Source organism: uncultured Winogradskyella sp., assembly GCF_963975125.1.
Taxonomy (GTDB): domain Bacteria; phylum Bacteroidota; class Bacteroidia; order Flavobacteriales; family Flavobacteriaceae; genus Winogradskyella.
Genome location: NZ_CAXBGB010000028.1, coordinates 19,926 through 32,444 on the forward strand (window position 1 = coordinate 19,926; position 12,519 = coordinate 32,444).

A 12,519-nucleotide genomic window follows, 5' to 3' on the forward strand; every position below is an offset into this window, starting at 1 on the left:
TTCAGCCTACTAATTATGTAACTTATCGCTTAAAATCCCTAGTAATGGGTATTTTTTTCTATTTTTTTCTCACCTAAATTGCTGTTATTTAAATCCTTAAAATAGGAAGACCTATTTAATTTTTCATAACCAATCTGTGAAGTATAAATTTAGTATATCATTTATTATTAGTATTATTTGTTCGTATAGTGTTTGTTCTCAACAAATATCAACAGACGACTCCTTGCCTATAGAACAACTTGTTCAAGGAAGTTTAGGACAAAACTGTGTAGAAATTTCAAATATTTCTTCTCCTGTTAATGGAACTATAAATGGGTTTTCGAGTTTCGGATATTTTGAACGCGGTAGTTCAAGTTTTCCTTTTGAGAATGGGATTGTTATAACCACAGGTAATGTTAACTCTGCTGGTAATGTAATAAATACAAGTCCGTTAAATGAAGGTGATGATATATGGCAAACGGACCTAGACCTAGAAAACGCTTTGGGTATTGACCAAACGCAAAATGCTACGTCTATACAATTCAACTTTGTATCGGTTGCCAACCAAATTCAATTCAATTATATATTGGCATCCGAAGAATACCAACAAGAATATCCATGTTTTTATTCTGATGGCTTTGCTTTTCTAATTAGAGAAGCTGGCACTTCTAACCCATATACTAATATTGCTATAATTCCTGGCACCTCAACACCTGTAAATACGAGTACTATACATGATCAGATAGAAGGGTTTTGCCCATCCGAAAATGAATCATTTTTTGAGGGTTATAATATTGGCGACACAAATTACAATGGTAGAACTGTTGTTCTTACAGCTACTGCGGCAATTCAGCCAAATATAGAATATGAAATTAAACTAGTAATTGCAGACCAAAATGACGAAAATTTTGACTCGGCTGTGTTCATTGAAGGAAACAGTTTTAATGCTAGCGTAGATTTAGGACCAGATATTACAACTTGCGGAGAATCTGTAATGCTAAATGCTGACATACAAAATACACAAGCATCTTACCAATGGTTTCAAAATGATATAGCAATAGACGGAGAAAATAGCACAGTTCTAGAGGCTGTTTCTTCTGGTAGCTATAAAGTTGAAATTACAATTCAACTCAATCAAACATCTTGTGTAATTGAAGACACCATTGAAATCACCTTAAACACAGAGCAATCCTCTACTGCTATTTCAGATTTTATTTATTGTGATGACGATTCTAATGATGGTGTAGAAAATTTTGATTTAACGCTAAAAAATAATGAGGTACTCGCTTCTGTGCCGTCATCTAGTTATAATATAAGCTATCATAATACCGCAGATGATGCTCAGAATAATGCAAACCCAATAACTAGCTCATTACAAAACACAAGTTCTCCTCAACCAATTTTTGTTCGTATTGAAGATACTGTAAATGGTTGCTTAGCATTTTCTACCTTTAATCTCGTTGTAAATGAAAAACCAGAATATGTGGATCCCGATCCAATTGTAGCATGTCAAGATTCTACATTAGATGGTTATACCTTTGTAGACCTAACTGTTGCTAATGACCAGATAATAGATGGAAATACTAATCTTTTTGTCTCCTATCACTATTCACAACCAGAGGCAGATTTTGGTATAAACCCAATATTTTCACCTTATGCAAATTTTAACATATCAGAGACACTTTATGTGAGAATTTATAACGCAACTACTGGCTGTAACTCTACCACTACAATTAATGTTGAATTTCAGAATAGTCCAGCAATTAATCAAGAAATACAATGGATTAATTCTTGCGAACAAGATACTGATGGCTTTGAGGGTTTCGATTTAACAGCCGTTATTGATAATATACTTCAAGGGCTTACAGATTTGAGTGTTAGTTTTCATGAATCTCAATATGATGCTCAAAACAACTTAAACCCAATTACAGATCCTGAAAATTATGAGAATAATGTTCCCGATTTTCAAGTAATATATATACGTGTTCAAGATGAAACTACAGGATGTTATACAGTTACAGAATTAGAACTACATTCTAATATTATTCAGTCTGGCTTTTCTTTAGAAGCATTTGTGGTTTGTGACGACGTGTCTAACGATGGCATAGAAAATTTTGACTTAAATGAAGTTGAAGATGCATTAGAGGACGGTTATAGTGAATTTGAAACCGTATTTTATGCAACCGAAGCCGATAGAGATAATGAAGTAAACTCATTAGATGAATCCGTTCCTTTTACTGTTTCAGACAACGGAACTACAATTTACGCTTTAGTAACAAATGATGATTGTATTGAGTTTGTAACTGTAGTTTTAGAAATAGCACCAGCTATAATTTTAGAACCTCAAAGTGTAGATTATTGCGATGAAAATAATGATGGTTTTACAACATTAATTATGGATACTTTTGATGCCGTTGCAGCTCAAGGTGTACCAGCTGCTAATGTAAAATATTACCTCACAGAACAAGACGCAATTGATAACGAGAATATACTACCAGACTATGTTTACAATTCGTCCAATCCACAATTAGTATTTATAAGAGTTACAAATGCACAAACCAAATGTTACGATATTTCTACTTTAGAAATTAACATTGTAAGCGCACCAGAAATTATGTATCCTAATCCCATTGTTGTTTGTGATAATGACGATGATGGAATTTCTATAGTAAATTTAGAATCTAAAATCCCAGAAATAACTACAACAACTGCTGGCTTTGAAATTACATTTTATAACAATTATAGTTTCGCAATCAATGGTGAAAATGAAATTACCAATTCTACAGATTATACAACAACATCTCAATATATCTATGTTCGGGTAGAGAATGAAACAACAGGATGTTATAGCCTTTCTGGTTTTTATGTTTATATAAATACATTACCAGAATTTATACCTATTTCTAATTTCGAAAATTGCGAAGCAGATATTAGTGGTATTGCAGATTTTTTATTTTACTTAAAGGATCCTGAAATCCTCAATGGACAACCAGACAAACAAGCTTTGTATTACGAGACTGAAGCAGATGCTATTGCTGGCACAAACCCAATAGATAAATATTCTAATTATCAAAACACCTCTAGTCCACAGACTATTTATGTTAGAGTAGAAAGTTTTACAGATCCAAATTGTTTTGGCACATCTTCTTTTGAGATAGAAGTAGGGTCGCTTCCTATTTACAATCCTGCTGTAAGTATTTTTATTTGCGATGATATAAGTAATGACGGTATTGTAACCATTGATTTAAATGAGACTATAACTGAAATGGTCAATGGAAGCCCAGAAACTTTAGTTATTACATTTCATAATAGTGAATTTGATGCCAACAATAATCTAAATTCAGTAGCCTTAGATTATACGAATTCCACAAATCCTCAACAGTTGTTTGCTAGAGTAGATAATGGTAATTATTGTCTCGGAATTTCGACTTTTGATATTAATATCATCTCTGCTCCTGTTGTAAATTCTGTGGCACCTATAGAACGCTGTGATGATAATTATGATGGTGTATTAAATTGGGACTTAACCATTTCTGAAGTAGAAATATTAGACGTAAGGCAAGATAATATAGAAGTATCTTATTTTGAATCTGCTGAAGATTTAGAAACAAATTTAAATTCTATTTTAAATCCAGAGAACTACGATAATATTGCAAATCCGCAAACGGTCTATGTTAAAGTAAACAATACTATTAGTAATTGTTTTGTCTCTATTCCATTAAACTTAATCGTTAACCTACCACCAACTATTAATGATTTTATGTCTATTGAAATTTGTGATAATGTTACATCAAATTTTAATCTTCTAACTATTAATGATTTAATTACGGATAACTCTACAGGTGTCAATTTTAGTTATTACAGTAATCAATCTGATGCAAATAATGCCATCAGTCCTCTAGACACAAACTTTATTTACACAGCTTCATCTCATACAATAATTGCGAGAATAGCCTATGATGCAACTGGCTGCTTTGTCACTTATCCTTTTGAGTTAATTATAAACCCATTACCAATTGCCAATCTACCAACAGATATAGAAGCATGCGATGACACTACCAATGATACCTTTGAGATTTTTAATTTAACCTCTCAAAACTCAGATGTGCTACAAGGACAGAATTCGAGTATTTTCTTAGTAAGCTATCACAATTCATTAAGTGATGCTGAAAATGGTGAAAACATGTTACCAGAAGATTATAATGCCCAAAACAATGAAACTATATTTGTAAGAGTTACAAATAGTAATACAGGATGTTACTCCACTACAGAATTTAATACTATAGTTTATCCTGCACCTTCATTTGTAAATCCTATTACAATTTGCGATACGGATTACGACGGTATAAATAGCTTTAATCTCACTACAGCTGAAATAGATCTATATGCAACAATTCCAAGTAATGTTTCAATTTCATATTTTGAAACTATTGAAGATTTAGATGCTAATAGTAATCAAATTGTGTCACCAACAATTTATACCAATCTCAGCAATCCGCAAACGGTCTATATAAAAGTGTTTAATAATTCTGCAAACTGCTACACAACAGTACCTTTAGAGATTAACACTAATTTGCCACCACCAATTAATGCTTTTGAAATCTTTGAAATTTGCGACAATACTACGAGTAGTTTTAATCTTACCGAAATAGAATCCGTATTAGTAGATGATACAACCAACGTCCTTTTTTCTTATTATAACAACTACAATGATGCAGAAAGCAATAATAATCCATTAGCTATCAATTATACATATTTAAGTATAAATGACATCATTTTTGTAAGAATAGAAGATGCAAATACAGGCTGTTTTTATGTTTATAATTTTACACTTCAAATAAATCCGCTTCCTATTGCTTATCAACCTAATGACATGGAGGCTTGTGATGATGAGAGCAATAATGGATTAGAGGCTTTTGATATTGAGTCGCAAACCAATTCGGTATTGGGCTTACAAAGTCCAGATGAATTTACAGTAACATATTATTTAAATCCAACAGCGGCTGCAAACGGAGAGAATTCAATTGGATCATTATTTACTGCATCTAACCAACAACTCATAACCGTTAGAATTGAAAATAATATCACTGGTTGTTATAGCTTAACCGATTTTTTATTAATTGTAAATCCACATCCAAATATACCTCAACCACTTGTAGAATGTGATACCGATTATAATGCTATTACTCAATTTAATTTAACTTCTGCAGAAGAAGATCTATTTGTGACTACGAATCCAGATAATATTATCAGTTATTTTGAATCGCTTGATGATTTGCAGACAGATAGTAATCCTATTTTAAATCCAGAAAACTACTCAAATTTAAGTAATCCACAAACCGTCTATATAAAAGTGTTTAACACCGTTGCTAATTGTTTTACATCTATACCTTTAGAATTACATGTTAATCTGCCACCAGCTACAAATGCCTTCGAAGTTTTTGATATATGTGAAAACGAGACAAATAGTTTTAATTTAAACACTATAAGTGATGTTATTGTAGATACAAGTTTCAATGTTCTCTTTAATTATTTTATATCTGAAACCGATGCAATTGCTAATGAAAATAGTCTAGACACAAATTATATTTACACAAGTACAAATGATATTATTTATGCTCGTGTAGAATTAAGTACAACTCATTGCTATTACGTATATCCTTTTGAGCTTAGAGTAAATCCGTTGCCAATGGCTAATCAACCAGATGACTTGATAGACTGTGATGATAATTTTGACGGTATGTTACAGTTTAATCTAACAGTACAAACACCTACAATATTAGGAAGCCAAAGTCAAAGTGATTATACAGTTAGCTATTATAATAATAATCTGCTTGCCGAAGAAGGTATAGATGCTATTGAGTCTAATTCATATAATGCCTTTAATAGCGAAATCATAACCGCTCGTGTTGAAAATAATATAACAGGCTGTTATAGTCTTGTAGAGTTTTCAACTCTAATAAATCGTAAACCTTTCGTAAACATTCCAGATCAAGTAGTGTGCATCGATAATTTACCTTTGTTAGTTACTGCTGAAACTTTTACGTCGTCAGACAGTTATTTATGGTCTACTAACGAGATCACACCCGAAATTGAAATTACCGAAATTGGCTCGTATTCAGTAACTGTTACATCTGAATTTGGCTGTGTCACCACAAGTACATTTAATGTTACAGAATCAGAATCTGCAACAATAGATCTCACAGAAACCGTTGACTTTTCGGACCCTAATAATATTACAATAACCATTAGTGGTATTGGTAATTACCTCTATATTTTAGATGATGGAGATCCACAAGAATCTAACGTCTTTGAAAATGTAGCCTTAGGTTACCATACTATAACTATTATAGATTTAAATGGTTGTGCAGAAGTGACTAAAGAAGTGGTTGTAGTTGATGCTCCTAAATTCTTTACACCGAATAACGATACACAAAATGATACATGGCATATAACAGGCATTGAGACTTTACCTGGCAGTATTATTTATGTTTTTGATCGCTATGGGAAACTTATAAAACAACTCGGATCTGAAACACGAGGTTGGGATGGCACCTACAATGGAAATAACATGCCAGCTAGCGATTATTGGTTTCTAGCAGAAATAAGACAAGGAAATGTTGCCTTTGAAGTTAAAGGGCATTTTGCGCTAAGGCGTTAGTTATAAGCTAACATTAACATCTTTTTTAAATTTTAATTTAGTTTTGATGCTTATCTTTGCTTTCCCTTATATTAGTAATGAAAAAAATATTAGTATTGGTTGCCCTAGTATTTTCTCTATGTACATATTCTCAGAATATTACAGTAGATAGCCAAACCTATACTCCACAACAACTCATTGAAGATATTTTAATTGATAGTGATTGTATTACTAATATCACCATGACAAATGTTGTTGGTGGTGATTTTAACGGTACAGATCAAAGTTATGGTTTTTTTGATGCAACAGCAACGACTTTCCCTTTTCAAAGCGGTATTGTTTTAAGTACAGGAAAACTAACCAATGTGCCAGGACCTAATAACAGTTTAAGTGATGATAATGCTTCAAACTGGCAAGGAGATGCTGATCTAGAAATGGCATTAGACGAAACCAATACTATTAATGCGACCATTCTAGAATTCGATTTTACTTCAGTAGCATCACAAGTTAGTTTTAGATATATTTTTGCTTCAGAAGAATATCAAGAAAACAATCCTAATAGCTGTCAATTTTCAGATTTATTTGGGTTTTTAATTCGCCCTACTGCTGGGCAAAACCAATATGAAAATATTGCGCTAGTACCAGATACAACAACACCTGTAAAAGCGACAACTGTAACACCAGGTGTACCTGGAAGTTGCCCTCCAGAAAACGAAACGTATTTTGGCAGTTACAATGGTGTTAATTCACCGATTAACTTCAATGGACAAACTGCTGTTTTAACAGCTACAGCTAATGTAGCTCCTAATCAATCTTACCATGTAAAGCTGGTCATTGCAGATGAACAAAATTATAGGTATGATTCTGCTGTGTTTTTAGAAGCTGGTAGTTTTCAGTTATCTTCAGATTTGGGACCAAGTAGGCTTATTGCAACTGGGAATTCATTATGTGGGAGTGAAACCCTAGACTTAACTACAAATGAATCTGGCACTCCTTCTTTCGATTGGTATAGAGATGATATCTTGGTACAAACTACTCCTAGTGGATGTTTAAATTGTGGAATATATACTGTAACACAATCTGGTACTTATACGGTCGAAGTTGGTTTGGCAGACGGCTGTATATCCTATGGTGAAATAGTCATTGAGTATGCACCTTTGCCAATTGGTATTAATTCTACTTTAATCGAATGCGATGTTAATCAAGATGAATTAACAACCTATAACTTATTTAATGCCTCAAATGATTTGACTAATAATGATGGTTCTCTAACGGTTGTAGATTTTTTCTTAACTGAACCTGATGCTCTAGACAATGTCAATCCAATTACTATACCAACAAATTTTCAAAATTCTATACCTTTTCAAATGGTTTTTGCCAGAATTATTAATCCTGCAAATTGTTTTACAATTGCTGAGTTAGAACTTCAGACTTCTAATGCTATTCTTAATATTCCTGATTTAGAAGCTTGTGACGGTAGTAATAATGATGGTTTTGCAGAATTTCAGCTAACAAATATTGAAGCATCTATACAAAATCAAATCCCAACAAATGCAGAAGTCTTGTATTTTGAAACTGAAGCTAATGCTTTTAGTGAAACAGATGAATTACCAAATATCTATGATAATATAATAGCCGATTTTCAAACTCTATTCGTAAAAATCAAAAATAACAATCAGTGTTTTAGTATCTCTACTGTTAACCTCAATGTATTATATACTCCAGTTTTAATCGATGATGAAACATTCATATATTGTCTAAACACATTCCCAGAGACCATCACAATTTTTGGAGAAGTGCAAAATGATTTACCAAACAACTATTACTATGAGTGGTTTTTTAATGGTACACTCACAGATGTAACTACACTATTTAATGATATTAACGAAGCTGGTATTTATACCGTAATTGTAACGGATCCTAATGGTTGCTCATCGAGCAGAACAATAACTGTAAATCCATCAGAAACTGCCACTATTGAAAGTGTTATTATAGAAGGCATAGACCCTATGAATACAGTTACTATTAATATTTCTGGCTATGGTGTTTATGACTTTGCTTTAGATGATATTAACGGGTTCTATCAAGAAAGTAATGTGTTTACTAATATTCCTGAAGGGTTACATACGGTTTATGTGAGAGATAGAAACGGCTGTGGTATTATAGAAGAAACCATTTCAGTTCTAGGCTTCCCGAAATTTTTTACTCCTAATGGCGATACTAAAAATGATACATGGCGAGTAATTGGCACTAATACACAATTTAATTTAATTGAAACTGTGCAGATTTTTAACCGTTATGGAAAGCTTATAACAGAACAAACTACACCTAGTGGAGGTTGGGACGGAAGTCTCAATGGAAACAAATTACCTAGCGACGATTATTGGTTTATTGCCAAATTTTTAGATGGTAAGACTTATACTGGTCATTTTGCGTTGAGGCGTTAAACTAAAATTAGATTCCGCATCAATTGAGGAATGACAAATACAATATTGTAACTTTACTTTATGAGATTTAAAATTGAATCTGAATTTAAGCCTACAGGAGACCAACCACAAGCCATAAAGCAATTAACAGATGGCATTAACAGTAAAGAAAAGTACCAAACACTTTTAGGTGTTACTGGTTCTGGTAAGACCTTTACGGTTGCCAATGTTATTGAAGAAGTGCAGCGACCAACTTTGGTTTTGGCGCATAATAAAACTTTAGCAGCGCAATTATATTCTGAGTTTAAACAATTCTTTCCTGATAATGCTGTTGAGTATTTTGTATCGTATTACGATTATTACCAACCCGAAGCTTACATTCCTGTTTCTGGTGTTTATATAGAAAAGGATTTATCTATAAATGAAGAAATTGAGAAAATGCGTTTAAGTACAACGTCTTCTCTACTCTCTGGTCGTCGCGATGTTATTGTAATTGCATCAGTTTCTTGTTTGTATGGTATTGGAAACCCTGTTGAATTTCAAAAAAATGTAATTGGGATTGAACGTGATCAAGTCATTTCACGAACCAAATTGCTACATCAATTAGTTCAATCTCTATACTCACGTACTGAAGCCGAATTTAAAAATGGAAACTTCAGAATAAAAGGAGATACCGTAGATGTATTTCCTGGTTATTCAGATAACGCATTTAGAATTCACTTTTTTGGAGATGAAATTGAAGAAATTGAAGCTTTTGACGCTAGAACAAATGAAATTATAGAACGTTATGATCGTTTAAACATCTATCCTGCTAATATGTTTGTCACCTCTCCAGATGTTTTAAATGGAGCTATAAAAGATATTCAAGATGATCTGGTAAAACAGCACGATTACTTTAAGGAAATAGGTAAACATCTTGAAGCAAAACGTTTAAAAGAACGCACGGAATTTGACCTAGAGATGATACGTGAGTTAGGCTATTGCTCTGGTATTGAGAATTATTCGCGATACTTAGACGGAAGAGCTCCAGGAACCAGACCTTTTTGTTTACTCGATTATTTTCCTGATGATTTTTTAATGGTCGTGGATGAGAGTCATGTTACTATTTCCCAAGTACATGCTATGTATGGTGGAGATAGAAGTAGAAAAATAAACCTAGTAGATTATGGTTTTCGCTTACCAGCAGCGATGGATAACAGACCCTTAAAGTTTGAGGAGTTTGAAGCCTTGCAAAATCAAGTCATCTATGTTAGTGCAACTCCTGCTGATTACGAAATGCAAAAAACAGATGGCGTTTATGTTGAGCAAGTAATTAGACCAACAGGATTGTTAGATCCTATTATTGAAGTGCGACCAAGTTTAAATCAGATAGATGATTTAATAGAAGAAATTCAAAATAGAGTAGAAAAAGACGAACGTACTTTAGTTACTACATTAACAAAACGAATGGCTGAAGAATTGGTAAAATATTTAACGCGTATAGCTATTCGTTGTCGTTATATACATAGTGATGTAGATACATTAGAACGTGTAGAAATAATGCAAGATCTGCGTAAAGGTGTTTTTGATGTTTTGGTTGGTGTTAATTTGCTTCGTGAAGGTTTAGACTTACCAGAAGTATCTTTGGTAGCTATACTTGATGCAGATAAAGAAGGCTTTTTACGCTCTGCACGATCATTGACTCAAACTGTAGGTAGAGCTGCAAGACATCTAAATGGTAAAGCCATTATGTATGCTGATAAAATCACTAAAAGCATGCAAAAAACTATGGATGAAACCGAATATAGAAGAGAAAAGCAAATCGCATATAACACAAAACATAATTTAGTTCCAAAAGCATTAAACAAAAGTTTAGATAGTGCATTATCTAAAAACTCAGTAAGTACATACAGAACAGAATTAGACGCAAAAATAGCAGCAGAACCAGAGAGTGAGTACTTAACAAAAAATCAACTCGAAAAAAAAATAAGAGAATCGCGTAAACTAATGGAACAGGCCGCAAAAGCTCTAGACTTTATGGAAGCTGCTCGATTTAGAGATGAGATAACTGCATACCAAAGTAAGCTTGAGAAGTTGAAAGTGAAATGATTATGAGTAGTGTCCCCTTGAGGGTGTTTTGATTAGGGAGAAATGTTAACATTAAGAAAGGAAAATCAACACTAATTATAATAAGATTTCGCCATGCAGCGGAATAAGTTCAACTTACCAAATTTAATTCATCTTCAGGCTTTTAAATTTTGAGTTTCACTTAATTATACTGAACCTTAAATATGTCAATTAAAAAATCTGGTGGTACAATTTTATTAGGGAAACTATCCATTAAATCTAAAACTCTGTTTATAGACTCATGGCTTAATCCCATTCGTAATCCAAAATTATGAATTTTAACTAATTGCTTAGGAGATACTTTATGATCTAAATTCATCAAAAGTACTAATCTATGAAATTGCACAATACGCTCACTATGAGTCTTTAAATGAACATAGTTTACAGGATGCATAAAAAGATATTCAAAATCTTCTTTAGATACATCTAATTGTTTAGCAATGCTAAATAAAAAGTTATACTCTATGGTCTTTATATTATCGTCTGTTTGAGCGAAAGCAATCATTTCAGAAAGCAAGCTCAATTTTTCAACACGGTTAATCATTATCGAGAGGGAATTATTTTAATGTAAAGTTAAAGAGATAGATTATTTTATTGTCGTTGATATAATGTATCTTGTCGAAAAATTGAACGTAATTGGTCGGGCTTTTTAAACGTTTATCAACGTAAAACATCAATTGCAGCACGAGATCGAAGCCTCTTTGATTGTTTTTTATCCCTCTTTTTTTATTGAAAAAAATACGCAAATAGCTGCATATAAAGAGTTTACGGCATTTAATGCTATAATTACAGAATTAGATTTTTTAAAAACAACTTTGTTAACCGTATCAAACAATTCTAAAAAAAGTAAACATGACTAACAACGACATATTCAAAAAACTAAGAGTTGCTCACAAATTAAGAGATGACGATATTGTAAAAATATTGACTCTTGTTGACTTTAGAATTTCAAAAAGTGAACTCAATGCCATGTTTAGAAATGAAGACCATCCTAAGTATATGGAGTGTGGTGACCAAATTTTAAGAAACTTCCTCAATGGATTAATTATTCATCTAAGAGGTCCAATGCCGAAGAAAGAAAATTAAAACAAAAAAAAGAGCAACAATTAGTTGCTTTTTGTATGCATAATGTATTGATACGATAACCTTTGTAGCTAAAAAAATACTATTAGCTTAAAGTTATAAAAAACATATACCATTCAAAATTAGAGGCCCAATGACAAGGAAATACTGAAATTAATTCACTCTGATAAAGAAATTGTAAACATTACTGCTAATATCCATCTATAAATTTCTACTTTTTATCTATTTAAGGATTCTTATTATAACAAACAAGATAATAAATAGGACTTTATTATTACCTTTTTA

At 32.4% G+C, this 12,519-nt stretch carries 5 protein-coding genes; 4 read left to right on the plus strand and 1 reads right to left on the minus strand.

The annotated features are described in order from the left end of the window. The first annotated feature begins 136 nt into the window (after positions 1–136). The 3 genes from AAC053_RS05840 (at position 137) to uvrB (ending at position 11,133) form a co-directional block, all read left to right on the plus strand. Positions 137–6,640 carry a choice-of-anchor L domain-containing protein gene (locus tag AAC053_RS05840; protein WP_339753993.1) on the plus strand — a complete coding sequence of 2,168 codons (6,504 nt, stop codon included), beginning with the start codon at positions 137–139 and terminating at the stop codon, positions 6,638–6,640. A 77-nt stretch (positions 6,641–6,717) separates the two neighbouring features. Beyond that, complete coding sequence (locus tag AAC053_RS05845; RefSeq protein WP_339753994.1) at positions 6,718–9,066, plus strand: choice-of-anchor L domain-containing protein; 2,349 nt, start codon at positions 6,718–6,720, stop codon at positions 9,064–9,066. Between the two features lie 60 nt (positions 9,067–9,126). Further along, positions 9,127–11,133 carry an excinuclease ABC subunit UvrB gene (uvrB, locus tag AAC053_RS05850; RefSeq protein ID WP_339753996.1) on the plus strand — a complete coding sequence of 669 codons (2,007 nt, stop codon included), beginning with the start codon at positions 9,127–9,129 and terminating at the stop codon, positions 11,131–11,133. Positions 11,134–11,293: 160 nt separating this feature from the next. Here uvrB and AAC053_RS05855 read toward each other — a convergent pair whose 3' ends face one another. Beyond that, positions 11,294–11,695, minus strand: coding sequence for a TerB family tellurite resistance protein (locus AAC053_RS05855; RefSeq protein ID WP_339753999.1), 402 nt, complete (start codon positions 11,693–11,695; stop codon positions 11,294–11,296). 308 nt (positions 11,696–12,003) lie between these two features. Between AAC053_RS05855 and AAC053_RS05860 the strand changes: the two genes are divergently transcribed. Next, complete coding sequence (locus AAC053_RS05860; RefSeq protein WP_339754001.1) at positions 12,004–12,237, plus strand: DUF1456 family protein; 234 nt, start codon at positions 12,004–12,006, stop codon at positions 12,235–12,237. Positions 12,238–12,519: the final 282 nt, after the last annotated feature.

Bases quoted from the DNA above. Each gene is read 5' to 3' on its own strand.
- AAC053_RS05845 (WP_339753994.1), top strand. From the start codon at position 6,718: ATGAAAAAAATATTAGTATTGGTTGCCCTAGTATTTTCTCTATGTACA.
- uvrB (WP_339753996.1), top strand. From the start codon at position 9,127: ATGAGATTTAAAATTGAATCTGAATTTAAGCCTACAGGAGACCAACCA.
- AAC053_RS05855 (WP_339753999.1), bottom strand. From the start codon at position 11,695: ATGATTAACCGTGTTGAAAAATTGAGCTTGCTTTCTGAAATGATTGCT.
- AAC053_RS05860 (WP_339754001.1), top strand. From the start codon at position 12,004: ATGACTAACAACGACATATTCAAAAAACTAAGAGTTGCTCACAAATTA.